Annotated in this window: 24 protein-coding genes and 1 tRNA gene; 19 read left to right on the top strand and 6 right to left on the bottom strand. The window is 54.7% G+C overall.

The window, feature by feature from the left end; genetic code table 11:
- The first annotated feature begins 25 nt into the window (after positions 1-25).
- The 3 genes from ctaD (at position 26) to MPQ_RS06305 (ending at position 3,263) form a co-directional block, all read left to right on the top strand.
- Entirely contained in the window at positions 26-1,618 is a 1,593-nt protein-coding gene (gene ctaD, locus MPQ_RS06315; protein ID WP_013442072.1) for a cytochrome c oxidase subunit I, read from the top strand.
- A 128-nt stretch (positions 1,619-1,746) separates the two neighbouring features.
- On the top strand, positions 1,747-2,289 hold the full coding sequence (locus MPQ_RS06310) for a cytochrome c oxidase assembly protein (protein WP_013442070.1): 543 nt from the start codon (positions 1,747-1,749) through the stop codon (positions 2,287-2,289).
- A 95-nt stretch (positions 2,290-2,384) separates the two neighbouring features.
- The gene (locus tag MPQ_RS06305) at positions 2,385-3,263 is read left to right on the top strand and encodes a cytochrome c oxidase subunit 3 (RefSeq protein ID WP_013442069.1); all 879 of its coding nucleotides are present in this window, start codon (positions 2,385-2,387) and stop codon (positions 3,261-3,263) included.
- A 26-nt stretch (positions 3,264-3,289) separates the two neighbouring features.
- Here MPQ_RS06305 and MPQ_RS06300 read toward each other — a convergent pair whose 3' ends face one another.
- Entirely contained in the window at positions 3,290-3,484 is a 195-nt protein-coding gene (locus MPQ_RS06300; protein WP_013442068.1) for a twin transmembrane helix small protein, read from the bottom strand.
- 127 nt (positions 3,485-3,611) lie between these two features.
- On the opposite strand from MPQ_RS06300, the gene MPQ_RS06295 reads away from it, so the two are divergent.
- The 5 genes from MPQ_RS06295 to MPQ_RS06275 are packed head-to-tail and all read left to right on the top strand — an operon-like array spanning position 3,612 to position 7,476.
- Positions 3,612-4,301: an SURF1 family protein gene (locus MPQ_RS06295; protein ID WP_238525365.1), complete on the top strand. Its 690-nt coding sequence runs from the start codon at positions 3,612-3,614 to the stop codon at positions 4,299-4,301.
- Complete coding sequence (locus MPQ_RS06290) at positions 4,298-4,960, top strand: hypothetical protein (RefSeq protein WP_041362123.1); 663 nt, start codon at positions 4,298-4,300, stop codon at positions 4,958-4,960. The genes MPQ_RS06295 and MPQ_RS06290 overlap by 4 nt, the downstream gene beginning before the upstream one ends.
- A 3-nt stretch (positions 4,961-4,963) precedes the next feature.
- Positions 4,964-5,968, top strand: a complete 1,005-nt coding sequence (locus MPQ_RS06285) for a heme A synthase (protein ID WP_013442065.1) — start codon at positions 4,964-4,966, stop codon at positions 5,966-5,968.
- A 1-nt stretch (position 5,969) separates the two neighbouring features.
- Positions 5,970-6,875, top strand: a complete 906-nt coding sequence (cyoE, locus tag MPQ_RS06280; RefSeq protein ID WP_013442064.1) for a heme o synthase — start codon at positions 5,970-5,972, stop codon at positions 6,873-6,875.
- Positions 6,876-6,900: 25 nt separating this feature from the next.
- Complete coding sequence (locus MPQ_RS06275; protein ID WP_013442063.1) at positions 6,901-7,476, top strand: SCO family protein; 576 nt, start codon at positions 6,901-6,903, stop codon at positions 7,474-7,476.
- A 39-nt stretch (positions 7,477-7,515) separates the two neighbouring features.
- Here the strand turns inward: MPQ_RS06275 and MPQ_RS06270 are convergent, their stop codons facing one another.
- A complete protein-coding gene (locus MPQ_RS06270; RefSeq protein WP_013442062.1) occupies positions 7,516-7,893 on the bottom strand; it encodes a surface-adhesin E family protein in 378 nt (125 codons plus the stop codon).
- Between the two features lie 216 nt (positions 7,894-8,109).
- Here MPQ_RS06270 and MPQ_RS06265 point away from each other — a divergent pair, with 216 nt between their 5' ends.
- From MPQ_RS06265 to MPQ_RS06225, 9 genes are all read left to right on the top strand, one after another.
- Positions 8,110-10,218, top strand: coding sequence for an autotransporter domain-containing protein (locus MPQ_RS06265; protein ID WP_083801048.1), 2,109 nt, complete (start codon positions 8,110-8,112; stop codon positions 10,216-10,218).
- Between the two features lie 259 nt (positions 10,219-10,477).
- Entirely contained in the window at positions 10,478-11,182 is a 705-nt protein-coding gene (locus tag MPQ_RS06260) for an MtnX-like HAD-IB family phosphatase (protein WP_041362667.1), read from the top strand.
- An 11-nt stretch (positions 11,183-11,193) separates the two neighbouring features.
- Positions 11,194-12,567: an aspartate aminotransferase family protein gene (locus MPQ_RS06255; protein ID WP_013442059.1), complete on the top strand. Its 1,374-nt coding sequence runs from the start codon at positions 11,194-11,196 to the stop codon at positions 12,565-12,567.
- A 71-nt stretch (positions 12,568-12,638) separates the two neighbouring features.
- Positions 12,639-13,472, top strand: coding sequence for a carboxylesterase (locus tag MPQ_RS06250; protein WP_013442058.1), 834 nt, complete (start codon positions 12,639-12,641; stop codon positions 13,470-13,472).
- A gap of 16 nt (positions 13,473-13,488) precedes the next feature.
- Positions 13,489-13,749: an acyl carrier protein gene (locus MPQ_RS06245; protein ID WP_013442057.1), complete on the top strand. Its 261-nt coding sequence runs from the start codon at positions 13,489-13,491 to the stop codon at positions 13,747-13,749.
- A 5-nt stretch (positions 13,750-13,754) separates the two neighbouring features.
- Complete coding sequence (locus MPQ_RS06240; RefSeq protein ID WP_013442056.1) at positions 13,755-14,990, top strand: beta-ketoacyl synthase; 1,236 nt, start codon at positions 13,755-13,757, stop codon at positions 14,988-14,990.
- A gap of 4 nt (positions 14,991-14,994) precedes the next feature.
- Positions 14,995-16,068, top strand: a complete 1,074-nt coding sequence (locus tag MPQ_RS06235; RefSeq protein WP_013442055.1) for a GNAT family N-acetyltransferase — start codon at positions 14,995-14,997, stop codon at positions 16,066-16,068.
- 169 nt (positions 16,069-16,237) lie between these two features.
- Positions 16,238-16,327, top strand: a tRNA-Ser gene (locus tag MPQ_RS06230).
- A gap of 291 nt (positions 16,328-16,618) precedes the next feature.
- Positions 16,619-18,631 carry an SGNH hydrolase domain-containing protein gene (locus MPQ_RS06225; protein WP_013442054.1) on the top strand — a complete coding sequence of 671 codons (2,013 nt, stop codon included), beginning with the start codon at positions 16,619-16,621 and terminating at the stop codon, positions 18,629-18,631.
- A 97-nt stretch (positions 18,632-18,728) separates the two neighbouring features.
- Here MPQ_RS06225 and MPQ_RS06220 read toward each other — a convergent pair whose 3' ends face one another.
- Complete coding sequence (locus MPQ_RS06220; protein WP_238525364.1) at positions 18,729-19,529, bottom strand: YafY family protein; 801 nt, start codon at positions 19,527-19,529, stop codon at positions 18,729-18,731.
- Positions 19,529-20,461, bottom strand: a complete 933-nt coding sequence (locus MPQ_RS06215; RefSeq protein WP_013442052.1) for an NAD(P)-dependent alcohol dehydrogenase — start codon at positions 20,459-20,461, stop codon at positions 19,529-19,531. The genes MPQ_RS06220 and MPQ_RS06215 overlap by 1 nt, the downstream gene beginning before the upstream one ends.
- A 227-nt stretch (positions 20,462-20,688) precedes the next feature.
- Here MPQ_RS06215 and mltF point away from each other — a divergent pair, with 227 nt between their 5' ends.
- Positions 20,689-22,116, top strand: coding sequence for a membrane-bound lytic murein transglycosylase MltF (gene mltF, locus MPQ_RS06210; protein WP_013442051.1), 1,428 nt, complete (start codon positions 20,689-20,691; stop codon positions 22,114-22,116).
- 22 nt (positions 22,117-22,138) lie between these two features.
- Positions 22,139-23,893, top strand: a complete 1,755-nt coding sequence (locus MPQ_RS06205; protein ID WP_015829942.1) for a cation:proton antiporter — start codon at positions 22,139-22,141, stop codon at positions 23,891-23,893.
- A gap of 103 nt (positions 23,894-23,996) precedes the next feature.
- On the opposite strand, the gene serS is transcribed toward MPQ_RS06205, so the two are convergent.
- On the bottom strand, positions 23,997-25,286 hold the full coding sequence (gene serS, locus MPQ_RS06200) for a serine--tRNA ligase (protein WP_013442049.1): 1,290 nt from the start codon (positions 25,284-25,286) through the stop codon (positions 23,997-23,999).
- 33 nt (positions 25,287-25,319) lie between these two features.
- The gene (locus MPQ_RS06195; RefSeq protein WP_013442048.1) at positions 25,320-26,642 is read right to left on the bottom strand and encodes a replication-associated recombination protein A; all 1,323 of its coding nucleotides are present in this window, start codon (positions 26,640-26,642) and stop codon (positions 25,320-25,322) included.
- Positions 26,643-26,659: the final 17 nt, after the last annotated feature.

Raw genomic sequence — 26,659 nt, 5'->3', positions numbered from 1 at the left:
ATCAAGGATTTAAAGGAGTTCGAAAATGAGTTATAGCACCACAGTCGACCATGAAGAACATCACGATCATCCAAGCGGAATGCTGCGCTGGCTGACCACCACCAACCACAAAGACATCGGCACCATGTACCTCACCTTCTCGCTCATCATGTTCATGGTGGGCGGGGCGATGATCATGGCGGTACGCGCCGAGCTGTTTCAGCCGGGCCTTCAGCTCATGCATCCCGAGTTCTATAACCAGCTGATCGGCGTGCATGCCCTGGTGATGATTTTTGCGGCGCTCATGCCCGCAGCCACTGGCTTCGCCAACTGGATGCTGCCCTTGCAGATAGGCGCGCCGGATATGGCCCTGCCCCGCCTCAACAACTGGGGTTTCTGGCTCCTGCCTCCGGCTGCCATCCTGCTTACGCTGCCCTTTACCCTGGCTTTGTTTGGCATAGGCGATGGCGCGATTGCCACGGGCTGGACCTTTTATGCCCCGCTCTCGGTGCAGGGCGGCATAGGCGTGGATTTTGCGATTTTCGCCGTGCACTTGCTGGGGATTTCATCGGTAATGGGCTCGATCAACATCATTGTCACCATTTTCAATATGCGCGCGCCGGGCATGACGCTGATGAAGCTGCCGCTCTTTGCCTGGGGCTGGCTGATCACCGCTTTCCTGCTCATCGCCACCATTCCCGTGCTGGCCGGGGCCGTCACCATGCTGCTGACCGACCGCCACTTCGGCACTCACTTCTTTGATGCCGCTGGCGGTGGCGACCCTATCCTGTTCCAGCATCTGTTCTGGTTCTTTGGCCATCCTGAGGTGTATATCCTGCTGCTACCTGTGTGGGGCTTTATTCCACAGATCCTTTCCACCTTTGCCCGCAAGCCTATCTATGGTTACAAGGCGCAGGTGTATTCGCTCTGTGCCATCGGCATTCTCTCGGTGGTGGTATGGGCGCACCATTTCTTCACCGCGGGCATGCCTGTGCCTGCGCTGCTTTACTTCATGTACAGCACCATGGCGATTTCCCTGCCATTGGCGGTACTGTTTTACTGCTGGATCGCCACCATCTGGCGCGGCTCCATGACCTTTGAAACGCCGATGCTGTTTGCCATCGGCTGGATCATCCTGTTTGGCATCGGCGGCCTCACCGGCCTGGTACTGGCAGATGTAGCGGCGGATGCGCAATACCACCATACCTATTTCGTCGTGGCGCATTTCCACTACACACTGTTTGCAGGCGGCATCATGGGCATCATGGCAGGCGTGTACTACTGGCTGCCGAAGATGACCGGCCACATGTACAACGAAAAGCTGGGCAAGCTGCATTTCTGGCTGACGGCGATTTCGTTCAACCTCACCTTCATTCCACAGTTTTTTCTGGGGTTGGCAGGCATGCCACGCCGCATTCCGGATTACGCCCTGCAGTTCTCGGAGTTCAACATGATCTCCTCGATTGCGGCGTTTACCCTGGGGCTCACGCAGCTGCTGTTTGTATACAACATCGTGAGTTGCGCGCGCGGCGGCAAAAAAGCCACCGACAAGGTGTGGGAAGGCTCCAACGGACTGGAGTGGACATTGCCGTCGCCACCGCCCTATCACACCTTCAATGAACAACCGGTTATCCGCTAAGCCATGTCGCTTATTCCCATGGCAAACGATATGAAAAACGCCCAGGACAAACGTCGCCGCAACCGCTTGATTGCGCTGCTGCTGACGGCCGTTGCCCTGTTCTGGTACGCCCTGGGCATGTGGATGCTATGGAAAAGATAAGCGCGATTGCCAGCCTCAGCCAGCTAAATCGCCAGCTCGGCTACAAGCTGCTGGTCATTGTGGCGATGGCACTCGCCTTCGCCTACGGGTTGGTGCCACTGTACGACGTGCTTTGCCGCGTCACCGGCCTCAATGGCAAGACAGAAAATGTGGCGGTAAGCGCGCAATCGCGAGTAGATACTTCGCGTTGGGTGGAAGTGAGCTTCACGAGCAATGTCATGCCGGGGCTTGCATGGAGCTTTCACCCTGTGCAATCCAGCATACGCGTGCATCCAGGCAAGATAGAAACCGTGACCTTCATTGCCCGCAACATGGCCAATGAAACCGTCGCCGGGCAGGCAGTCCCCAGCGTCAGCCCGGGCAAGGCATCAGAGTATTTCAAGAAAATCGAGTGTTTTTGTTTTCAGCGACAGGATCTGAAGGCGGGCGAATCGCGTGAAATGCCTTTGCGCTTTTATGTCAGTCCCGACATTCCGGATGATGTAAAAGCGCTGACCCTGTCGTATGCGTTTTACAGTGCAATCAAATAGCAGCACCGAAACAGTACAGAAAAGGCATCAGCATTGAAGCAGAAGGATTAATCAAACCAATAACATAGCATCATCTGGCTAACAGGAGCATATGGATGTCCACTCAAACGCATGACAAATACTTTGTCCCGACCCCCAGCCTTTATCCGGTGGTCTTGTCCAGCGGGCTATTGCTGCTCACCATGGGCTTTATCTTCAGCACCAACAGCTATGCCGCGGGCAAGTGGCTAATGCTGTTGGGCCTGGTGCTCATGCTCAGCATGATCTTCCGCTGGTTTGCCAAAATCATTGCCGAAAGCCAGAGCGGCATGTACCGCACATGGGAGGACAAGTCGTTCCGCTGGGGCATGATCGCCTTCATTTGCTCCGAGATTGCCTTCTTTGCCGCGTTTTTTGGGGCGCTGTTTTTTGCACGCATTATCTCGGTGCCTGAGCTCGCAAGCTTTGACCCGGCCTTTACCATGTACAAGGATTTTGTCGCCACCTGGCCTTCCGCCGGGCCGGGCGGGCATGTGCTGGGGCGCGAATATCAGCCAGCACAATTTACCCCCATGGGTGCATGGGGCATTCCTGCCATCAACACGCTGATACTGCTCAGTTCCGGCGTCACCGTCACCTGGGCGCATTGGGGCTTGCTCAAAAACAACCGTCGGCAGCTGGTATGGGGCTTGTTTTTCACTATTGTGTTGGGCTTGGCGTTTATCAGCCTGCAGGCCTTCGAATATCACCATGCCTATACCGAGTTGGGGCTGACGCTGGGCGCCGGTGTCTATGGCAGCACCTTTTTCATGCTGACCGGATTTCACGGATTTCACGTCACGCTGGGGACACTCATGCTGATCGTGATCTGGCTGCGCAGTATCAAGGGGCACTTCACGCCCGAGCATCACTTCGGCTTTGAAGGCGTTGCCTGGTACTGGCACTTTGTGGATGTGGTGTGGCTGGGGCTGTTCGTGTTTGTCTACTGGCTTTAATACGGCCTGGTTTTATACCGGAAGGGTTAATGCCCGATGACGCCGGTATAAAACCCCAGCATCAGCAAGAGAAACAACCCCAGGGAGAGGGCAATGCGCAAAGTGAGCGCCTTGATGGTGGCCTGCCCTTGTCCCTTGTTTCTCACCATTGAAAACAAGGCGTAAAACAGGCTGCCAACGATAAGTACCAGCATGACAACGATAGCGAGCTTAATCAACATGGCGATGTCCAGGTCAGGTTTTAATCAGTATGGATGGGGTCAGCTTATTTTGCAATTTCCAATAAAAACAAGGCAGCGCTATCGTTTTTCTCCGCGCATTCCCGGCGCATTGATCACTCTTTTCTGCATGGCGATATGCATCAAACTTGGCTTGTGGCAATACGATAAAGCCCAGCAAAAACAGGCATTGCAGGCCTTGTACTCACAATACCTTCATGCTGAGCCCAGCCCTCTGCCCCTGCAGCTGAATAACGCCGAGGTCTGGCGTTATCGCCGCGTTACCGTTGAAGGCGAATACGAGCCGCGCTACCAGGTATTCCTGGACAATCAGGTCAGCCATGAACTGGCGGGCTACCATGTCATCACGCCATTGCGCATACACAATACTCAGCAATACGTGCTGGTAAACCGCGGCTGGGTGCCAGCCATGCCCGAGCATCGTGAATTGCCAACCATAATCACGCCCACCGGGCCGCAACGCGTCACCGGGCAAGTATGGGTGCCGTCCACCCGCTATTACACGCTGGGAAAAAGCGATCCCAAACGCTGGGATGCCGTGTGGCAAAACATGGACATGCAACGCTACGCCGCCCTGGTACCGTTTGCCATCAGCCCCGTCATCGTCCGGCTTGATGCCGATAGCCAGGCCGGTGGATTTGACCGCGACTGGCCGCAACCGGCAGAGCGCATTGGCATGCATTTAAGTTATGCCTATCAATGGTTTGGCTTTGCGTTTGCAGCCTTGGCCATTTATGTCTATCTCAGTATTGTGCCCGCCAATTCACCAACCCCACCACAAGAAAAATCTGCCTCATGACCATGGCTAAGTCTTCGCTCGATTCTTCCTTATCCCCTGCTGCCACCGGCCCCGCCTCATCATGGCCCCAAGGCCGCAAGATGCTGCTCGGGATGCTGGTGTTTTTTGCCCTGCCACTGCTCGTGGTGGCCGCCATGTATGGGTTGGACTGGCATCCGAATGGGCGCAGCCATGGCACTCTGGTCTCGCCATTGAAACTGTTGCCGCCCCCCGCTGGCATACAGGATATGCGCGGGGCTGCCGTGCCAGCCAATCTGTGGCGCGATAAATGGAGCATGGTCTACGTTACCGGGCCATGCCGCGAGGCATGCGAAGAGCGCTTGCATCTCATGCGACAAATTCATGTTTCCATGGATAAAAACATGGGCCGGGTGCAGCGCATCCTGATTTCCAGCGACACCCATCTGCAAGCGATGCAGGAACGCTACCCCGACATGATCATTCTGCACACGCCTTCCGGCGAAGTTCAGGCTTACGCGCAGCACTTCCAGATCACTGGAGACCCATCGGCAAACCTGGAGGCGCCAGTCACTGATAACAACACCATTTATCTGGTGGACCCGCTGGCGAACCTGATGATGTATTTCCCCGCCAGCCTGGCGCCTGGGGATATTCGGGCCGATATCGCCCGCCTGCTCAACTATGCCTGGGCGGGCTAAGGCATGGCCGCCGCGCTCTGGTTTAAACGCCTGATATTGCTGGCTCCGCTGCTGGCGCTCACCGTGGTTGGCCTCGGCGCCTACGTTCGGCTGTCAGATGCCGGGCTGGGCTGCCCGGACTGGCCTGGCTGCTATGGGCAATTAAGCGTGCCGCAACACCCGGCCGATGTCGCGGCAGCCGCCAGCGCCTATCCGGACAAACCGCTCGAACAGCACAAAGCCTGGAAAGAAATGCTGCATCGCTACCTGGCAGGCACGTTGGGTCTGGTGATATTGGCGCTGTGCGTGCTGGGCTGGCGCGGCCGACTTTATTTGGCAATCTCGCCATGGCTACCCACCCTGACGACTGCTCTGGTGGCGCTGCAAGCCATGCTGGGCATGTGGACTGTGACCTTGCTGCTGAAGCCAGCGGTAGTATCTGCGCATTTGCTGGGTGGCATGTTGACCCTCGCACTGCTGGTATGGATGGCACACCGGCATTGGGGGCGCATCGCCAGCTCGCAAGTCACATCCACGCATCACGTCTGGATCAGGATGGCACTAATCGTGGTGTTACTGCAGATCGTCCTTGGCGGCTGGACCAGCGCCAACTATGCCGCGTTGGCGTGTACGGATTTCCCTGCTTGCCAGGGCAGCTGGATACCCACACTCAACTATGCAGATGCCTACCATGTATTGCGCGAGCTCGGCCAAGGGCCGGATGGCAGCGCATTGTCAGCGGATGCACTGGTGACCATCCAGTGGACACACCGGCTGGGCGCCCTGCTTACGCTGATTGTTTGCGGCACGCTGGCGTTCAGCCTGCTGAATAAAGGCACGCTGACAAATATCGCGCTGGTGCTGCTGCTTTTGCTGGTCTGCCAGATCAGCCTGGGTATTGCCAATGTATTGCTGCGGCTGCCCTTGGTGCTGGCCGTCAGCCATAACGTATTTGCGGCTTTGCTGTTAAGCACGCTGGTTGTGCTCAATTCCACCATCACCCCACTCAAACAGCCTGAGGAGACATGACATGGCCCATGCTATCGCTTTGAATATTCAGGAAATCCGCGTCAGCCTGCGAAGTTTCTTCATGATGTGCAAGCCGCGCGTGAGTGCGCTGATTGTGTTCACCGCGATGATAGGCATGTTCATGGCCACACCGCATCTGCCACCGCTGGATATACTCATTGCCGCCACACTCGGTATCGCCATGACATCTGGCGCTGCGGCGGCCTTTAATTGCATCATTGAGCAAAAGATCGACGCCCGCATGGCCCGCACCCGGCACCGACCACTCCCCACCGGTCAGGTCAGCACGCGGCAAACTCTGGTATTGGCCACCTTGCTGGGTTTCGCCGGACTGAGCCTGCTGTATGCCATGGTGAACCCGCTGACCATGTGGCTGACCTTCGGCACATTGCTCGGTTACGCCGTGATCTATACCGTGTTTCTCAAGCCCGCCACGCCACTCAATATTGTCATCGGCGGGGCATCTGGTGCCATGCCGCCGATTCTGGGCTGGGCCGCCATTAATAATGTCGTCTCGCATGAAGCGCTTATCATGTTCCTGATTATCTTTGCCTGGACGCCCCCGCACTTCTGGGCACTGGCGCTGTATCGCCGCGAAGAGTACGCCAAGGTAGGCATTCCCATGCTGCCAGTCACGCATGGGGTGCAATTCACCCTGCTGCATATCGTGCTTTACACCATCATCCTGGTCACCATCACCTTCATCCCCTACAGCATGGGCATGAGCCACCTGATCTACCTGATCTCGGCGCTGGTGCTCAATCTGGTGTTCATGGTGTATGTGGTGGCGCTGTATGCGGATTACTCGGATGCCCTTGCCAAGCGCACGTTCCGTTATTCGATCACCTATCTGACGCTGCTGTTTGCCGCGCTGATGCTCGATCATTACTGGATGCTAGAATGGTAAATTACCTGTGTTGAGGAAGTTGCCGATGGTCAGAGCCCTGATGCTGTGCTTGATACTGACATGCCTGAGTGCATGCAAACCACAGCCGAAAGAAGCCTTTGAGGCGACGAATATCACGGGCGCCGACTTTGCATCCGGCCTCCATTTAACTGACCATCACGGCAAACCTGCCAGTCTTCAGGACTTCAAAGGCAAGGTCATAGTGCTGTTTTTTGGGTATACCCACTGCCCGGATGTCTGCCCCACCACCATGTCGGACATGGCACAGACCATGAAACTGCTGGGCAAGGATGCCAACCAGGTCCAAGTGCTGTTTGTGACACTGGACCCGGCGCGTGACACGCCAGATGTACTGGCCAAATATGTCCCGTATTTTGACCCACGCTTTATAGGCTTATATGGAACTGAAGCCGAGATCGCCGGGACCGCCCATCACTTTAAGATCAGCGCCAGCAAGCAACCGCCCGATGAACGCGGCAACTACAGCATAGACCATAGCGCTGGCACCTATGTCTATGATAAACAAGGCAAGATAAGACTGTACTTCAACTACGGCGCATCACCAGCCATGATGGCACACGACCTCCGCCTCCTGATGTAAACCACATCCCGCATAAGGGCTCTGTGCCAGCCCTTATGCTCAAGGCCGAACCATGCGCCTCACCTGGCATGTCAACGTGCCCACCTTGTATCCCGCCGATTGCGGCGCCACTGGCACAAACGCATCCTCACCCTTGCCCTTGCTCAAGAGCTCGCCCTTGGCACCGTAGTACATGAACTCGCGCAAGCGAAAGGCATGCTTCACACAATCAAACTCAAACCTCGCACGCTTTTCCACATACTTAACCCCTGCCGCAGCACCAGGCAATGCCAAAGCTGGCTTGTACAAGGTCTTGGTCCAGATCGACGAATACACATCATCATCCGCATACGAATCCGTATCCACCCACAGCTCGCTACCCTCAGCTTTGCTAATGGACTCCCAATCGGCTGCATGCGCTGGCGCTATTCCAGCCAATAAACTCCAAAGCGCAAGACCTGCCACTGCCCGAAAACACATTCTCATATTCTTCAATATTTCCTCAATCTTCTATATAGCCTGAAGGCCCAATTTAAAAAAACAGATTCGCGCTTAACAACTCCCACCTGCCCTTAAGGGATATATCCCTGCATATGCCCCTCACGATACTTTTCGACTTTACAAAAATTCACAGTATCACTCAGGGACTTTCATATGCACGTCAATCGCCTCCAGGCAAAACCCATACCCATTCTGATCGCCATTGCATTTGCTGCTAGCAGTCATATTAGCCGGGCTGAAGATAGCATTACAGACTTTGGCTTCAACGATATTCCTTTCGGCATATCTGCAGATGGATCCATCGTTGTTGGCTCGAACAATGATTATGGTTTTATCTGGAATTCAGGCCACGGCTTCTATCTGAAAAGTTCTCCCAATCCGGCAATAAGTAGCATATACAGGTCTGATATCTCCGCGATTGCTGCAGATAGCAATGGCATCAGTACGGCTGTTGTTGGATGGCTTCAACAAACCGACTCTGCTCCTAGACAAGCTTATATCTGGACAATTTCAGGATCAGACAGACTGTTAGCTCTGGATTCACTAAACGCGTTAAAAGACTCAGAGGCTACAGGCATTTCAAGAAACGGTCACTATATCGCAGGCTGGTCAACTACTGACGCTAATCAAAAGCATGCCGTTTACTGGGAAAATACGGGAAATGGTTACCCATTGGGTAGCGGGGATCTACATTACTCCCTGCATGATATAGGCACTATAAACAATGGCTTATTCTCTGCAGCTCATGCCATCGCTGCAGATACTCTCACTATCGTAGGGCAATCTGCTGATGGCGCTCACAACAACCAGTCCGTTGCTTTTAGATGGACACCGGATACTGGAATGGTAAGTCTTGGCCAGCTGAACAATGGTAACTCCTCAGTTGCTTTTGCTGTATCTGACAATGGCAATGTAGTGGTGGGGCAAGCACACGATGGCGATGCACAAAATGAACTCAGAGCTTTCCGCTGGACAGCTGATACAGGGATGAAAAGCCTCGGCGTCATCCAAGGCGATGTCGGCTCCTATGCGTATGGTATTTCAGGAGATGGGAAGGTTGTAGTAGGGACAAGTTACGGTGTCAACTTCATCAATGAAAAAGGTTTCCGCTGGACCAGTGAAACCGGCATGCAAACCGTTGAGCAATGGCTGGCTAGCGCAGGCGTCAATGTTAGCTCTTCTGTCACTGTCGCCAATGCCAATGCCACGAATACCGATGGGTCAGTCGTCGTTGGGGTATTAAGCAATGGTCATGGGTATATTGCACGAGTCGTCAATAACAATAGCGGTAATAGCGGGGGCAATACCGATCCCGACGCTGGCTCGGGGATGATAGATGAAACTGACTACACCACCAGTCTGATGAGTGTCTCTCATGTCGCCACTCTGGCAAATCAGCAAACGGATCAGGTGCTACATGGCGCTCACAGCAATCCCATGCGTGGATTGCTTAATCCTGGTCAGAACAACTTCTGGGTTGCGGGGGATATTGGTCGTCAGGATCATGAAGACAACAGTGGCAACAGTGATGCCGGCGAGATTGGCTTTGCCCATGGTTTTGCCAATGGCGCCATGCTGAAGATGGCATTGGGCCGTACTTTTAGCGATACCAGCAGCATGCTCCGTGGCAAAACCACGCTGCGAGGAACCTATATTCTTCCTGAACTGATCTTCCGCCTGCCTGATACACCGCTCTTTGCCACCTTAAGTGCTTACTACAACACAGGTGAGGCTGATATACGCCGGGGTTACAGCAATGCAGGGTCCAACGCCACCTCCGCAGGCAGCGCGAATGTAAAAGAAACAGCATGGCGCGCCCGACTGGATTGGCTGGATGCTTTTAAACTCGGCAACACTCGCTTTACGCCCTACTCCAGCCTGAGCTACGCCCGTAGCCATGTAGATGGCTATAGCGAACATGGGGGCGGTTTCGCCGCCATCTGGGATAGGAGAAATGATTACTCTACTCAAGTTCGCCTGGGTCTTGATGGCGTGTATCGAATCAACGAGCGATTCAATCTGTTAGGACGTATGGAAGCTGTTCATCGCATGGAAGATCAGGCTTCTAAATCATCTGTTCAGATCATGGGACTTCAAAAATATGAGTTACCTGGTATTCACTATAAGCAGGAATGGGCGCGAGCATCCATTGGCGCCGAAGGCCTGATCGGCCCAGGCACCGCAACCCTCACATTAAGCGGTACTACCGAAGCCAGCACGCCCAGCGTTTGGCTCTATGGCAGCTATCGCTGGGTGTTTTGAAGCCACAACGGCCCAAGCCCTTCTCGCAAACTGGCATAAACGTGTGAGTGGTTTATGCCAGTTTTTTATTTCAAAAAGAAGACGACTAGCTCACACGACGATGCTAACCGTAAGGGTTAAGTAAGCATAAAACATCAAACTAGCCGACATGAAAAACCCCTGACTCGAATTTCCAGAAAAATAAAGCGCCACAAAATCAGCGCTTTGGAATGGGAAATACGACCAAAAGAAAAGTGTGCTTGCCCTTGTGCAACGCATCATGAGCCAAGAAACGGATGTTTTAAGAATGCTGTTTATTGTGGATTTTGACGGCACGATTTCCAAGAAAGACACGATCGATGCCTTGCTGGAAAAGTTTGCTCCTGCCAGTTGGGAGGAGATCGAACAATCGTGGTTACGCGGGGAAATAGATGCCGTGGAGTGCATGTCACGACAGATTGGCATGGTGCGCGGTGACCGCGATGCACTGGATGCTTTTTTCCGGCAGATCGAGCTGGATCAGGGTTTTGTGCCTTTTTATGAGTATGCCTCGCGCTTTGGTGAGGTGATTGTCGCCAGTGATGGTGTCGATCATGCCATCCACATGGCATTCCGGCATTCAGGTTTTCCAGCTGTCCAGATTTTTTCCAATCGCCTTGATTTCACGTCTGAAGGCATTGCCATCAGCTTTCCCAACCGCCGGACCGATTGCCAGGGCGGCAACGGCAATTGCAAATGTGCCATTGCCCGTGAGCAGTCCGCCATCTCCGGTGGTCCGGTGATTCTGATTGGCGATGGCAAATCGGATGCCTGCATTGCGCGACAAGCCGATGTGGTCTTCGCCAAAGGCAAGCTGATTGATTACTGCGAACAGCAGGATATCGCCTACCACCCCTTTTCTACCTTCAAGGATGTTCTGGAGGCCATACGGACCTGGCCGCTGGAGCACAACACATTCCCAACCGCTATTCACGTTAAAGGATAACCACGGCCACTATGGAAACCAAGATCATCGAAATCCTGGATAAAAACAGCAAGTACTGCTCTCACGGGGATACCGTCAATTATGCCGACCCACCCAAAGTGTTCGAAGGCTGTGACGGCAGCTTTTTGTTTGATGAGCGCGGCACGCCCTATCTGGACTGGCAGATGTGGTATTCCGCCGTCAACTTTGGCTACAAGAACAAGCGCATTGCCGACACGCTGAAAAAGCAGATTGATACGCTGCCTCAGCTCGCCAGCCAGTACCTGCACCGCGAGAAAGTCGAGCTTGCCGAGATCGTATGCAAGTACATGGAAGACAAATACGGCGTCAAAGGCCGGGTGCATTTCAATGTGGGCGGTGCGCAGGCGATTGAAGATTCGCTCAAGGTCGTGCGCAACCATACCGGCAAAACCCACCAGTTTGCCTTCATGGGCGGCTATCACGGCCGCACCCTGGGCGCTTCGGCCATTACCTCCAGTTACCGTTATCGCCGCCGCTTCGGCAACTTTGCCGACCGCGCGCACTTCGTTCCCTACCCTTACTGTTTCCGCTGCCCGTATGACCTGAAAGTGGAAACCTGCGATACCTATTGCCACAAGGAATTTGAAAAACTGTTTGATACCGAATACCAGTCGGTATGGGATGAGAAAGCCAAGCAGTGCGAATTCGGTGCCTTTTACATCGAGCCTATGCAAGGCACAGGCGGCTACATCATCCCGCCTGAGGGCTACATGAAAAAGCTGCAGGAATCGCTGAAGAAACGCAATGTGCTGCTGGTGGCCGATGAAATTCAGATGGGTGTCTATCGCACCGGCAAGCTGTGGTCGTGGGAAAACTTCGACATCGTCCCCGATATTTTCGTCTTCGGCAAAGCCATCACCAACGGCCTGAATCCACTCTCCGGCATCTGGGCGCGTGAGGAATTGATCTCCCCCGAGAAATTCCCGCCGGGCTCCACCCATTCCACATTTGCCTCCAATCCGCTCGGCACATCAGTCGCGCTGGAAGTCTTGAAGATGACGCAGGAAGCCGACTTTGAGCCGCATGTACGGCAACGCGGCGCCTATTTCCTCAAGCGCCTGCAAGAACTCAAATCGCGCTGGAAAGTAGTCGGCGATGTCAGCGGCCTGGGCCTGGCACTGCGTATCGAACTGTGTGAGAAAGATGGCTTTACCGCCAGTCGCGCACTTGCCGACCGCATGTTCAACGAAGGTTTGAAGGGCGACTTGATGGTCGATGGCAAGCGCTATGGCCTGGTGCTGGATATTGGCGGCTACGAGAAAAACGTCATCACGCTAGCGCCATCGCTCATGATTTCGGAAGAAGAAATCGACCTCGGCATTAAGCTGTTTGAGCAGTTATTACATCGTTGCGGAGCCGAGTAATTGCAAGCCACTCTCCACAGGCAAGCCATCATGCCCCGCCTCCAGACACATGCCAAACAAGGGCAAGCCGCATGAGTCTGGAACAGCTGATTGGTGAAAACGGCTTTATCGAAGGCAAAGGGCAAGATGCCGTGCTGCTGGTGCACGGCCTCACCGGCACCCCGGCCGAGATGAAGCATTATGGCAAAGTGCTCGCCCGCAAGGGTCTCACCGCCGTTTGCCCGGTGCTGGCCGGGCACTGCGCTTCGATCAAAACCCTGACCGCCACCACCTGGCAGGATTGGGTGAGTTCGATAGAGCAGGTGTTTCTGGAAATGCGCAAGCGTTATCGCAAGGTGTTTATCGCAGGGCTTTCCATGGGGGCGCTGATCGCCCTCATGGTAGCTGCGCGTTATAAGGAAGCGGTGGCGGGCGTCATTCTGCTATCGGTCACGCTGTTTTATGACGGCTGGAACATGCCGCCATTCAAGCAACGCTTCCTGCTGCCTATCGTGTTGTATACCCCGCTCAAATACTTCGTGCACTGGGAAGAAACTGCGCCCTACGGCATCAAGTGTGAACGCACCCGGGCGCTGGTCGCGGCGATTCTGGATAACAAGGATGCCCAGGCTTCCGAGAAGATCGGTTATTTCAAAACGCCCGCCACCGTGATTCTGGAAAGCGTACGCCTGATCCGCCAGGCCAAGAAACAGCTGGCAGATGTGGTATCGCCAGTGCTGATCGTGCACTCCACGGAAGACGACATGGCGAGCATCAAAAACGCGCATTACGTGGAAAAGCGCCTGGGTTCGCGTGATATCCAGACCATGTATATCAGCGACACCTATCACGTATTAACCCTGGATAAACGCAAAGACGACATTGCCAAGCGCAGCGCCGAGTTTTGCCTTGCCCTCGCTCACTGAACACAGGAGTAGTCTCATGGAAAACACCTTTGAAACCGTAAGAACGCTGATTGCAGAGAAACTGGAAATCGACAAAGCGACGATTACACCGGATAGCGTACTGACCGAGATCGGGCTGGATTCGCTCGACACCTTTGACATCATTTTTGAGGCAGAAGATACATTCGGCATCAAGGTGCCCACGCCCAAGGAAGAAATCAAGACCGTGCAGGATGTCGCGAACCTGCTGGACCAGCTGCTGCAGGAACAAGCACCCAGCCTGCAGGTGCAGAAGTAAGCATCATGGCAAACACGCGTCGCGTCGTCATTACCGGCATGGGCATCGTCTCGCCGCTGGGCAATACCGTTGAAGAGTTTGGGCTGAACCTGATGCAGGGCGTATCCGGCATCAAACGTCTGGAGACCGACTTCAGCGATCAGCTGGAAATCAACATCGCCGCCAGTGCCGACTTCGATGGCACCCAGCACTTTTCTAAAAAAGAGCTGGCGGTGCTGGATCGGGTGAGCCAGTTTGCGCTCTATGCCGCCCAGCAGGCACTGGACAATGCCGGGTTGGACGCTGACAGCATGGACACCAACAAAACCGGCTGCTATCTCGGCACCGGCATGGGCGGCGCCGCCTCCACCGAAGAAGGCTACCACCGGCTTTTTAAAGAAGGCCAAAGCCGCCTCAAACCGTTTACCGTGCTGATGGCGATGAACAACGCCGCCGCCTCGCACATTGCCATGCATTACGGCCTGGGCGGCCCCAACCTCACCTACACCACCGCGTGCTCTTCGTCTGCCATTGCCATTGGCGAAGCGAGCCGCCAGATAGCGTACGGACACTGCGATTACATGCTGGCGGGCGGTAGCGAAGCGCTGCTCACCTTCGGCACCATCAAAGCCTGGGAAGCATTGCGTACGCTGGCAAAGGTAGATGAGCAAAACCCGGCCGCCTCCTGCAAACCATTCTCGGCCGACCGCAGCGGACTGGTGCTGGGCGAAGGCTGCGCCGTGTTTGTGCTGGAAAGCTACGACTCCGCCATGGCGCGCGGCGCCACCATCCATGCCGAAATCATGGGCTACGGCACCGCCAACGACGCCAGCCATATCACGCAGCCCTCCGTCACGGGACAAGCACGCGCCATGCAGGCTGCGCTGGATAATGCCGGGCTGGCCCCCGAGCAGATTGACTACATCAATGCGCATGGCACCGGCACACCACTGAATGACGCCACCGAAACCGCCGCCATCAAGCAGGTATTCGGCCCCCATGCTTACCAACTCGCCATCAGCTCCACCAAGTCCATGCATGGTCACCTCATGGGCGCCGCCGGTGCGGTTGAGCTGGTGGCCACCACGCTGGCCCTGCAAGCGCAATTGCTCCCACCCACCATGCACCTGCAGCAGCCCGACCCCGAGTGTGACCTCCACTATGTTGCCAACCACGCCACCCCGCAGCACGTGCGGTACGCCATGAGCAATTCGTTTGCTTTTGGCGGCACCGGTGGCGTCATCATCCTGAAAAAGAGCTAACGCCATGCAACCTGATTTAAGCCACTACCAGCCCGACACCCTTGCCGCCTTTGAAGTCGAAACCGGCTTCAGCGCCGCCAAGTTCCTCGAAGAAAACTGGAAAGCACTGCTGCAGGACGACATTGAAGGTTATCGTCTGCATCTCGCCTTTGATACCGGCCACACCCCCGGTTTTAAAACCGGCTATATCGGCATCCGCAAAAACCAGGTGCTGCTCTGCATCGCGCCCTACTTCGTTACGCAATATGCGCTCGAAAGCAGCCTCAAAGGCACCATGCAGAACATCCTCACGCAGGTAAAAGAGCAACTGCCCAGCCTTATGACCATCAAGATGCTATGCGTAGGCTCGCCAGTCACCGACTCCTGCAAGCTCGCCATCAGCCGCGAGTACCCTTTTGACCCTGCGCTGATTCAGGTGCTGAACCGCACGCTGGCTACTATCGCAAAAAAAGAAAACGCCACCTTGATCGCCTTCAAGGATGTCAAAGACGCGGATTACCAGTTATACGGCCCGGTGCTCAAAGACCTGGGCTACAACGCCCTGCCCAGCATGCCACTCGCCATCAACAAGATTACGCATGGCTCCGTGCAAGACTACCTGGCCAGCCTGAGCACAAATCTGCGCACGGACATCCAGCAAAAACTCAGCGCAGCCCGCGACATTCGCATTGAAGAGCACCAAGGCATCCCGCCGCACCTGGACGAAATCTACAACCTGTACCTCGAATCCCACGCCGGCCAACAGGCGCAGTCCGAGCTGCTCACCAAAAAATTCTTTGAATACGTCGCTGGCCTCATGCCCGAGCAAACGCGCTTTGTACTGTATTTCAAGCAAAACACCCTCGTTGCTTTCAACCTGCTGCTGCATCATCAAGGCGTCGTGCTGGACAAATACATCGGCATCAACCCAGCCGCCAACGCTCAGCACCATATTGATTGCTTAAGCTGGATACACAACATCGAGATGTGCATACGCGATGGTTTTCACACCTACCAAAGCAGCCGCGAGGTATACCACACCCGCAACACCATGCCCGCCAAGCTGCACGACACACACACCCTGCTCAAGCTGGCCTGATCGCGGCGCTGGTGAATAAGATAGTGACGTGGTGAATGGCAGAGGGGTGTTTCAGCAACAGCCCCTGCCAAGGCCGCAAGCAAAAATGCCCCACAAAAAGTACAGCATCAAAAGCCGATAATGGTAGAATAGCGCCCTCATTAGCTGGGCAATCCAGCAACCGAGTCGCGGAGAGGTGGCAGAGTGGTTGAATGTACCTGACTCGAAATCAGGCATACGTGCAAGCGTATCGAGGGTTCGAATCCCTCCCTCTCCGCCAGCAACAAGGCTCCAAGCAATTTCCACTTTCAGCAATTAGTTTGCAAAACAGGGTTTGGTTTGCAAAATTAAATCCTGAGTCTTGCAAAGAGTAGCGCTCAACCTTGCTGCCCCGCAATAAACTCAACTAAGACACCCCATCACTCCCATCTCCTATCAGCCCAGGAAGACTGGCACCTGGATATGATCCAAACAGCCTATGGGCTTCAAGGGGTAAATAAAATAAACTGGATCATCGAAAATAAAAATAACTGACAAACTGTCGTTTTTTGGGAAGCAATGGGGAATTCGTATGAGCGCCACATTAAGAAGTTTATTTTTTGGGGAAGCGCATCAAGCGGATAATTATATGCCGCATATTGATGGTTTGAGGGCGGTTGCGGTCGGGTACGTTCTATTGTTTCACGCCTTTCCCATGATGTTCCCTGGCGGATTCATCGGCGTCGATATTTTTTTTGTTATTTCTGGCTACCTCATCTCATCTATCATTCTCACCCAGCTCAACCGTGGCAAATTCAGTATTCTGGATTTCTACAAGCGCCGAATTAATAGAATATTTCCTGCCCTGATTCTGGTTCTGGCAGCAACTTCATTATTGGCCCACCACTATCTCTTCAGCAACGAATTTGACTCCTTTAAAAATAGTCTCGCTGCAGGGGCTGCTTTCTTTGCCAATATTTTCCTTTATTTCCACAGCGATTATTTTTCTGCTTCCGCAGAAACCACCCCGCTATTGCATCTATGGTCTTTAGGCGTTGAAGAGCAGTTTTATATCGTTTGGCCGTTGGTACTGTTTATTTTTTGCAGGACAAAACATGGAATATTGTCAGTCATACTGCCCATCCTGCTCATTTCATTCGTAGCTTGCCTGCACTATTCATACACGAATAAGACCGCAGCCTTTTATTTACCCGTAATGCGTTTCTGGGAGCTTGGGGCTGGAGCACTGCTTGCGTGCTTTCAATCAAAATATACAAACCTGAAGTTTCTGAAAGGAATCTCGCCCTTAGGGAGAGAATCTATCAGTGTAATAACGCTAGGCCTTCTGTTCGCAAGTCTTTTTTTGATACGCTCGGATATGGTTTTCCCTGGCTGGATCGCAATAATACCGGTCACCCTCGCTGTGGCCATCATTGCACTTGGCTCCGAGTCTAGTGTTTTGAGGGGATTACTTGGCAACCCTCTATTCTTATTTTTTGGACTCATCAGCTATCCGCTCTATTTATGGCATTGGCCTATTCTTTCGATGATGCATATCGAACTAGGGGAGCCCTCAAGAATTGCGAAAGTAGCTGCACTGATGCTTTCGGTTGTCCTAGCCTGGGGAACATACCGTTTTGTTGAGCTACCGTTAAGATTTCGTGTCCAAGTTCAAAGCAAACCATGGTTTTTGCTTGGCTCATTAATATTCCTAGCCATAGCCGTTTTTTCCATCAATCAACGTGGCAATGAGCATCATCAGCAAGAAGAATTCCTTGAGTATTTTGCCAGCTATCAAACCACCCAAAACATAAAAGACGAATATCGATTTGATTGCAGCTTAATAAAGGACAGCAAGGTTTTTAACCCTGATATTTCCAAGAGCTGCTATACCCGAACAAAGGACAGAACAATATTTGTCTGGGGCGACTCCCATGCTCAGCAGCTTTTACCGGGGCTGAGAAGAAATCTCGATAAAGAGACCGATCTCCTCCAAATTGCAAGCTTTGGGTGCGCACCAAAAGTAATTACCGGCTCGAGTGATTCAGATCATTTAACAGCCTGCGACAGAGCTAATCTGGTGACGATGGAGAAGATCAAAACTGCTCACCCAGAAACGGTCATCCTTGCACAACGTCGTGATCACGAGAATTCGGACTGGAATCTTATTGTCGATTATCTGAAAAAGAATGGCGCAAAGAAAATTGTTATCGTGGGTCCAGTACCGCAGTGGAACCAACTATTGAATCGATACTATGCAAAAAATTTATGGGCAAGTGCTAATAGCCGCACACTAGAAAACCTCAATGAAGATATTAAATCTACAGATACCATCATGAAAAGTAAGGCACTTCCTGCCGGGGTGGTATACATTTCCATGTTTGATATATTTTGCAACGACAGTGGATGCCTTACTTATTTAGGCAACGATCCTAAGACCGGGATGACTTCATGGGACTACGGTCACCTCACCATTACAGCTTCGGAATTTATTGCGCCGACAATCATGCGCCAAGTTGAAATTCCTCAAGTTCAAATAGCAGCATCTGATAAGCGGATGAGCATGAACTCACATCTTAATAAGGAGATAGTCACTTCCAAGTGAGGCATTATTGGATTACCAGGCACGTTTATAGCGGTTTTTACATTAAGCTTCAGTACAGACTTAATCTTAGCAAGACCGGCCAGTTGTTAAGCTTTATTTATCCTAAATCTGAATCCGCTCCCCCACGCGATTGCGTGTTCTCGTCATCGAGAAAATGAGCATCAGAATGACCGTCAGACTGGTCACGTGATTGTTCAGAGCTCGCCTTACCGCAGACGGTCGCCGCTATCGCTAGCCATTCTTTTACCATTTGTCGGCGATTCCCGAGATATCGCTCGTCAAGCACTTTCGCTTCCACCATTCGATCTGCCGCAAATATTCTATAAGCTTGGTCGTGTTCGCACCAAGCAGCGAAACTGTGCTCACCCCCTTCGAATCCCAGCATAACCGGCCAGACGATCCGCTCCAGGATGGCTCCATCGTCATCGCGTACAAGAATTCGCATTTTGCGCTGTTCACGGATTGCCAGCCGACATTGTGCGAGATCAAACCTGGAGCTCGAAGCTTGACTGGCTTCCTGGATGTAAACGCTCGTGTTGTCGAGCCCATGTAGCAGATGCGGAGGCAGGACTCCTGCTATTTTCGCTATTGCGTTTCGACTTGCGGCTGCCAACACGACATCGGTCTGCTGGCCCACCCATTCAGCCCCGAGCATCAAGGCCTGTAATTCCTCATGGGTGAACACGAGTGGAGGAAGCACGAACCCGGGACGAAGCGCGTAGCCCACCCCGGCTTCGGAAGCGATATCCGCCCCCATGGCTTGCAATGTCACAATATCCCGTCGGATGGTACGCAGAGATACTCCGGCCTCACGTGCGAGTACCGCGCCTGAAACCACGCCGCGATGTCGACGCAAAATCTGAATCAGATCCAGCAAACGTTGGCTACGGGACATCATTACTCCATCGTAACCAATGCCTTGCCGCGCAAGCGTCGCCCGCCTTCAACAGATGCAATCAAGTAGATAGCTTTAGCCAACGGCACGATGTCGGCAATCGGAAGAGTCAGTGCGTTTGAGGCAACGGCGCTGCCCAGTCTTTCGAGCACATCCGCACGCGGCGTGCCGACGATCGGCTTCAAACGCCGGTCAAACAAAGCGCGAAGAAACCTCATGGGTGTTGGTTCGACGGTCGCGAATGTCCCCTTCTTGCGCAGCATTCGAATGCCTACGGAAGTCGGGATAGTACCCGCGGCATCGAAAACAATATCGTAGGCCCCCTGAAGCGTTGCCAAGTCGGTCGTGGCATAGTCGTAGACGTCACTCACTCCGAGCAGGCGGGCCGTGTCGATCGAGTCTGCGCTACAGCTTCCGGAAACACGAGCGCCGAACATGCGTGCGATTTGGACCGCAGCCTGACCTACCGCGCCAGCACAGCCATTGATGAATACGTTCTGCCCCGGCCTCACTTTCGCTTTGTCGACCAAGGCATTCCAGGCGACGACGCCCACCGTTGGCAAACATGCGGCATCTTCAAACCTGATGCCTTCGGGAATTCTCGCCAGCGCATTTTCCTTGGCGATGGCGACCTCGCCCAAAGCACCGGCCTCTTTGAACCGAGCCATACCGAACACCGCGTCACCAACCCGAAAACGGCTGACATCGGCCCCAACCGCAGTAACGGTACCCGATAGATCGAGGCCCATCGCCCGCGGAAACGATTTCCCAGTCACGATTTTCATAGCGCCATTGCGAACCTTCCAGTCGACAGGATTGAGGGCGGCAAAATGCACCGCGATCGCGACTTCATCCTTCGCCGGCGCATCCGGGACAAAGGACTCCAGCCGCATGACCTCTGGACCGCCATAGCGATGATACTGGATACGCTTCATATAAGTGACCTCTCAAAGTAGAGGTCAATCTTAGCACCTCATGGTGCCAAAAAATGGCACCATTGATTGCTCACCATTGCGCTGCCACATGACCAATCGCTCCCTTTGCAAAATAGCCTTTCCGTGGCAAGCCTCCTTATCCTTGATCTGAATCAGACCGCCCTCTTTGACTCCTGGCTCAATTTTCCAACTGGACAAACCCCCAAAACTTGGCGAAACTTGGGCCGATGCGCATATTCCTGACCATACTACTGGCCCTTCTTTGCTCGGCCTGCGAGCAATCTGGCGACAGCCCCGCCCACAGGCCGCTTACCAAAGAACTGATTGTGGTAACGCACAACGGGCCGAATACCTATTATGTAGATGGCGAGAACCAGAACGCGGGGTTTGAGTATGATCTGGTGCAGATGTTTATGAAGGATCTGGGGCCGGAGTACAGCGCGAAGTTTTTGGTGGTAGGGAATATTTCGCAGGTGATTCCTACCCTGGTGAAGGGGCAGGCGCATTTTGCGGCGGCGGATTTGAGCATTACCAAGCTGCGCCAGCATCTGGTGAAGTTCAGTGTGCCTTATCAGAACACCCAGCAGAAAGTCATTTATAACGAATCCCAAAGCAAGCCGCCTAAGACGGTGAGCGACCTGATAGGCAAACGGATTGCGGTGCCTGCAGGCACGAGCTATGCCGAGCGCCTGCGCGAGATGAAAGAGCGTGCCCCTGCCCTGCAATGGGAGGAGCTGAAGCGAGCCAGTGCGGATGAGCTGATGGAGCAGGTGGCGGATGGCTCGCTGGATTTTACGGTGGCGGATTCGCATCTGGCGAATATGCTCAAGAATTACTACCCTAATCTGGCGGATGGCATGAGCGTGGGCAAGCCGGAACAGGTGGCGTGGGCCTTCCCCAAACGCGGGCAGGCCTGGATTTACCAGCGGGCCAATGCCTTTATCGAGAAGATCAAAAAAGACGGACGGCTGCGCAATCTGATTGACCGCTACTACGGGCACAGCGAGCGGCTGAACCCCATGGACGTGACGAACTTTCTGGTGCGTACGCGTAATGTGTTGCCGCAGTATGTGGGGCTTTTCAAGCAGGCGCAGGAAATCACTGGTCTGGATTGGCGACTACTGGCGGGGGTGAGCTATCAGGAGTCGCATTGGGATCGATTCAATACCTCACCCACCAATGTGCGCGGCATGATGATGCTGACGGAAGATACCGCGGACCGCCTGGGCGTCACCGACCGGCTGGATGCGCGGCAAAGCATATTGGGTGGCGCACGCTATATTGTGATGCTCAAAGACATGCTGCCTGAGCGCATCCCCGAGCCAGACCGTACCTGGCTGGCGCTGGCCGCTTACAACATCGGCTTTGCGCATCTGGAAGACGCGCGGATTTTGACCAAGCGTCTGAAGCTGAACCCGGATAGCTGGGCGGATGTGAAAAAAACCCTGCCCCTGCTTAATCGCGCGGAACATTACTCCACGCTGAAATACGGTTATGCCAGCGGCGGTGCACCGGTGGTGTTTGTGGAATCCATCCGCACCTATCACAAGATTCTGGAGCGCTACGAGCCCAAGCATCAGCCCGTGTTGCCGGATTTCAATCTGGTGAATGCCGGCATGACCACAGGAATCGCGCCCTACCAACCCGTACCATAATGTTCGACCAGTCAGACTAACCATGCACGCTCTCTCTTTCATACAGGATCTCGCTGTCATCATGCTGGTGGCGGGGTTTGTGACGGTCGTCTTCCAGCGCATCAAGCAGCCGGTGGTGCTGGGCTACATCCTCGCCGGGCTGATCATCGGGCCGCATACGCCGCCTTTGCCGCTGATTCATAATCAGGAAACGGTAGAAACCCTGGCCGAGCTGGGCATCGTCTTTCTGATGTTTTCGCTGGGGCTGGAATTCAACCTGCGCAAGCTGCAAAAAGTCGGCGCCACGGCGTTTGTGGCGGCCATTACCGAGATCGTGGTGATGGTGTGCATAGGCTACGAGATCGGCCAGTATTTTGGCTGGAAAGTCATGGATTCGATCTTTCTGGGCGCCATGCTGGCGATCTCGTCGACCACCATTATCGTCAAGGCGCTGGAAGAGCTGGGCATGAAGCGGGAGCGCTTCGCGCAGCTTATTTTCGGCATTCTGATTGTGGAAGATATTCTCGCCATCGGCATCATCGCCCTGCTCTCCGGCATGGCGGCCACAGGGACCGTCAGCACCGGTGAGGCCGTAGGCACCATAGGCAAGCTGGTGCTGTTTATGGTGGTGTCGCTGGTCGTGGGTATCTTGGTGGTGCCGCGCCTGCTGGATTATGTGGCTTCGTTCAAGCGGCATGAAACCCTGCTGGTGAGCGTATTGGGCCTGCTGTTTGGCTTTTGCCTGCTGGTGATCAAAATGGATTACAGCATCGCCCTGGGCGCCTTCATGATCGGTGCCATCATGGCCGAAGCCAAGCAGATACGCGCCATCGAACGATTGATTGAGCCGGTGCGCGATATGTTCAGCGCCATCTTTTTCGTCACCATCGGCTTGATGCTAGACCCCAACGCCATCGTCGAGTACGCCGTGCCCATCATGGTAATTTCGGCAGCCGTCATCCTCGGCAAAATCATCTCCTGCGGCACCGGCACGCTACTGGCAGGCAACGATGGTCGCACGTCATTGCGTGTGGGCATGGGGCTGGCGCAGATCGGCGAATTCTCCTTCATCATAGCCACACTCGGCCTCACGCTGAATGTCACCAGCCATTTTCTGTATCCGATTGCCGTGGCCACCTCAGTGGTCACCACGCTGCTGACGCCCTATCTGATTCGCGCAGCTGACCCGCTTTCCAATCGACTGACGCAACGGGTGCCTGGCAAGATCGCCCGCTTTTTTGATTGGTACCAGGGCTGGCTGCAAGGCGAAGGCAACGCCGAAGACCGCGCGCTGCTGGCAGGTCTCTACCGCAAGCTGATACTGCAGATATTCGTGAATGTGTGCCTGGTGGCGGCGCTATTTGTGGCCGCTCGCCATTTGCTGGCGAGTCCGCTATTGCACCTGCCCGCCTGGGCTGGGGAAATCGATCTGAAGAAATCCCTGATCTGGGGCAGCACCCTGCTGCTTTCAGCGCCTTTTCTGATTGCAGCTTTTCGCAAGCTGCAAGCGTTCAGCCTGCTGCTGGCGGACCATGCTACGCAAACACTGGCCAGTGCGCAGGCAGACAAAGTCCGGCGCGTCATCTCACGCGGCATACCGGCGATTTCGCTGGCCTTTCTGACCATCCTGCTATTGGCGCTGAGCTGGCCGCTGATCCCCAGCCTGAAGCTGACATTGGCTGTGGCGGTGATTGTGGGCCTGCTGTTCATTATTCTGCGCCGCTGGTTTGTACGCATGCATTACCTGCTGCAAATCTCACTGCTGGAAACCTTGAACCAGAAGAAAGACGAGCACTAGCAGGCAAATAAAAAACCACCGGGTCCGGTGGTTTTTCATTTGGTCATGCGCGCGATTGTGAGCCCGGCATCAGTTCAGGCTTTTCACGCTCACCATTACGCTCTCATGCGCCCAGGCGTTCCAGCCCGCCCATGTAGGGGCGCAACACCTCAGGTACCACTACGCTGCCATCGGCTTGCTGATAGTTTTCCAGCACCGCCACCAGGGTGCGGCCCACGGCCAGGCCGGAACCATTCAGGGTATGCACCAGCTCGGGCTTGCCGCCTTCATTGCGGAAACGCGCTTGCAAACGGCGTGCCTGGAAGGCCTCGCAGTTGGATACGGATGAAATCTCGCGGTAGGTATTCTGCGCGGGTAGCCAGACTTCCAGGTCATAGGTCTTGGCAGCGCCAAAGCCCATATCGCCAGTGCACAACGACACCACGCGATACGGCAGGCCCAGCGCCTGCAGAATATACTCGGCGTGACCGACCATTTCTTCCAGCGCCTCGTAGCTTTTTTCCGGATGCACGATCTGCACCATTTCCACTTTGTCGAACTGGTGCTGGCGTATCATGCCGCGAGTGTCGCGGCCATAGGAGCCAGCCTCGGAGCGGAAGCATGGCGTATGCGCGGTCAGCTTCACTGGCAGGCTTTCCGCCGCCAGAATCTCGTCGCGCACGGTGTTGGTCAGGGTCACTTCCGAGGTCGGGATCAGGTACAGCGCTTCGCCCTCGCCTTCTTGCCCGCCTTTTTGCGCGGCAAACAAATCAGCCTCGAATTTGGGCAACTGGCCGGTACCGCGCAGGCTGTCCGCATTCACGATATAAGGTGTATAGCACTCGGTGTAGCCGTGGCGCTCGGTTTGCGTATCCAGCATGAACTGGGCAAGTGCACGATGCAGGCGCGCGATCTGGCCGCGCATCAGCGTGAAGCGCGCCCCTGCCAGCTTGGCACCGGTATCAAAATCCAGCCCCAGCGGCATGCCAACATCGGTGTGGTCTTTGATCTCGAAATCAAAATTCCGTGGCGTGCCGACCTTGCGCACTTCCACGTTATCCTCTTCGGACTTGCCTTGTGGCACGCTGGCGTGCGGCAGATTGGGGATATTGAGCAGGAACTGCTGCAATTCAGCCTGAATCACGCCCAGGCGCTCTTCATCGGCCTTGAGCTGTTCACCCAGCCCGGCCACTTCGGCCATGATGCTGCTGACATCTTCGCCCTTGGACTTGGCAATACCGATCTGCTTGGAGGTGGCGTTGCGCTTGGCCTGCAAATCCTGCGTGCGCGTCTGCACCAGCTTGCGATCACTCTCCAGCGCTTCAAATCTGGCGGTATCCAGCGCAAAGCCACGGCTCGCCAGACGGCTCACCACGGTGTCCAGTTCATTGCGTAATTGTTGTATGTCTAACATAAGGCTTCCTGATCGTTATTTCTGCTTGATAGTTTATTTTTTCTTGGGGGCACGCAGGGCTTGCGCATCCAGCTCGCGCAGCCTTGCCAGTTTTTCGGCAATCTTGCCTTCCAGTCCGCGCGGCGTGGGCACGTAAAACTGAATGGCCTCAAGATCATCGGGAAAGTACTGCTCGCCCGCGGCATAGGCATCCGGCTCGTTATGCGCGTAGCGGTATTCCTTGCCGTAATCCAGCTCTTTCATCAGCTTGGTCGGCGCATTGCGCAGGTGCAAGGGCACATTGCGCGATTTGTCCTGTGCGACAAACGCTTTGGCCTGATTATAGGCCATATAGGCGGCATTGCTCTTGGGCGCCACCGCGCAGTAGATCACCGCATTCGACAATGCCAGCTCGCCCTCGGGCGAGCCCAGCCGCTCGTATATCTGGCAGGCTTCCAGCGTCATGGTCTGCGCACGCGGATCGGCAATGCCGATGTCTTCTACTGCCATGCGGATCAGGCGGCGGCCCAGGTAAAGCGGGTCAGCTCCGCCATCAATCATGCGCAAAAACCAGTACAAGGCCGCGTCAGGGTTGGAGCCGCGCACCGACTTGTGCAAGGCGGATATCTGGTCGTAAAACGCTTCACCGCCCTTATCAAAGCGGCGCAGCTTGCTCGCCATGGTGCTTTGCAAAAACTCGGCGTTGATCTCGGTTAGACCACTGGTCAACGCCGCATTGAACAAGCCTTCAACAAAGTTGAGCAGACGTCGCGCATCGCCATCGGCATAGGCCAGCACCTGTTCTTTCACCTCATCGCTCAAGGCCATGTCAGGTGCCATGTTGGCGCGGGCACGCTCCAGCAGCTCGGCAAGGTCCGCTTCAGACAGGGCCTGCAGTACAAACACGCGCGCCCGGCTCAGCAAGGCGCTGTTGACTTCAAACGACGGATTTTCGGTGGTGGCGCCGATAAAGGTAATCAGCCCACTTTCCACAAACGGCAGAAAGGCATCCTGCTGGCCCTTGTTAAAACGATGCACTTCATCGACAAACAGAATGGTGCGGCGGCCGGACTGCTGCAAGGTGTGCTGGGCGCGCTCCACGGCTTCGCGAATGTCCTTGATGCCGGAAAGTACCGCCGACAAGGGAATGAATTCCGCATCGGCGGTATTGGCGATCAGCCGCGCCAGTGTGGTTTTGCCGACACCAGGTGGGCCCCACAAGATCATCGAGGGCAGCTTGCCGGACTGAAACGCCAGCCGCAAGGGCTTGCCCTCGCCCAGCAGATGCTTTTGGCCGACCACATCATCCAGCGTGGCTGGGCGCAAGCGCTCGGCCAAGGGGGCATCGGGGGTATTCGGCTGAAAAAGATCGCTCAAAACAGTGTCCGCAGGGA

The organism is Methylovorus sp. MP688 (genome assembly GCF_000183115.1).
GTDB classification, from domain to species: domain Bacteria; phylum Pseudomonadota; class Gammaproteobacteria; order Burkholderiales; family Methylophilaceae; genus Methylovorus; species Methylovorus glucosotrophus.
Note: the sequence above shows the minus strand (reverse complement) of the source record. Positions and strands in the feature narration are given on the sequence as shown.

Bases quoted from the DNA above. Each gene is read 5' to 3' on its own strand.
- ctaD (WP_013442072.1), top strand. From the start codon at position 26: ATGAGTTATAGCACCACAGTCGACCATGAAGAACATCACGATCATCCA.
- MPQ_RS06310 (WP_013442070.1), top strand. From the start codon at position 1,747: ATGGAAAAGATAAGCGCGATTGCCAGCCTCAGCCAGCTAAATCGCCAG.
- MPQ_RS06305 (WP_013442069.1), top strand. From the start codon at position 2,385: ATGTCCACTCAAACGCATGACAAATACTTTGTCCCGACCCCCAGCCTT.
- MPQ_RS06300 (WP_013442068.1), bottom strand. From the start codon at position 3,484: ATGTTGATTAAGCTCGCTATCGTTGTCATGCTGGTACTTATCGTTGGC.
- MPQ_RS06295 (WP_238525365.1), top strand. From the start codon at position 3,612: ATGGCGATATGCATCAAACTTGGCTTGTGGCAATACGATAAAGCCCAG.
- MPQ_RS06290 (WP_041362123.1), top strand. From the start codon at position 4,298: ATGACCATGGCTAAGTCTTCGCTCGATTCTTCCTTATCCCCTGCTGCC.
- MPQ_RS06285 (WP_013442065.1), top strand. From the start codon at position 4,964: ATGGCCGCCGCGCTCTGGTTTAAACGCCTGATATTGCTGGCTCCGCTG.
- cyoE (WP_013442064.1), top strand. From the start codon at position 5,970: ATGGCCCATGCTATCGCTTTGAATATTCAGGAAATCCGCGTCAGCCTG.
- MPQ_RS06275 (WP_013442063.1), top strand. From the start codon at position 6,901: ATGGTCAGAGCCCTGATGCTGTGCTTGATACTGACATGCCTGAGTGCA.
- MPQ_RS06265 (WP_083801048.1), top strand. From the start codon at position 8,110: ATGCACGTCAATCGCCTCCAGGCAAAACCCATACCCATTCTGATCGCC.
- MPQ_RS06260 (WP_041362667.1), top strand. From the start codon at position 10,478: ATGAGCCAAGAAACGGATGTTTTAAGAATGCTGTTTATTGTGGATTTT.
- MPQ_RS06255 (WP_013442059.1), top strand. From the start codon at position 11,194: ATGGAAACCAAGATCATCGAAATCCTGGATAAAAACAGCAAGTACTGC.
- MPQ_RS06250 (WP_013442058.1), top strand. From the start codon at position 12,639: ATGAGTCTGGAACAGCTGATTGGTGAAAACGGCTTTATCGAAGGCAAA.
- MPQ_RS06245 (WP_013442057.1), top strand. From the start codon at position 13,489: ATGGAAAACACCTTTGAAACCGTAAGAACGCTGATTGCAGAGAAACTG.
- MPQ_RS06240 (WP_013442056.1), top strand. From the start codon at position 13,755: ATGGCAAACACGCGTCGCGTCGTCATTACCGGCATGGGCATCGTCTCG.
- MPQ_RS06235 (WP_013442055.1), top strand. From the start codon at position 14,995: ATGCAACCTGATTTAAGCCACTACCAGCCCGACACCCTTGCCGCCTTT.
- MPQ_RS06225 (WP_013442054.1), top strand. From the start codon at position 16,619: ATGAGCGCCACATTAAGAAGTTTATTTTTTGGGGAAGCGCATCAAGCG.
- MPQ_RS06220 (WP_238525364.1), bottom strand. From the start codon at position 19,529: ATGATGTCCCGTAGCCAACGTTTGCTGGATCTGATTCAGATTTTGCGT.
- MPQ_RS06215 (WP_013442052.1), bottom strand. From the start codon at position 20,461: ATGAAGCGTATCCAGTATCATCGCTATGGCGGTCCAGAGGTCATGCGG.
- mltF (WP_013442051.1), top strand. From the start codon at position 20,689: ATGCGCATATTCCTGACCATACTACTGGCCCTTCTTTGCTCGGCCTGC.
- MPQ_RS06205 (WP_015829942.1), top strand. From the start codon at position 22,139: ATGCACGCTCTCTCTTTCATACAGGATCTCGCTGTCATCATGCTGGTG.
- serS (WP_013442049.1), bottom strand. From the start codon at position 25,286: ATGTTAGACATACAACAATTACGCAATGAACTGGACACCGTGGTGAGC.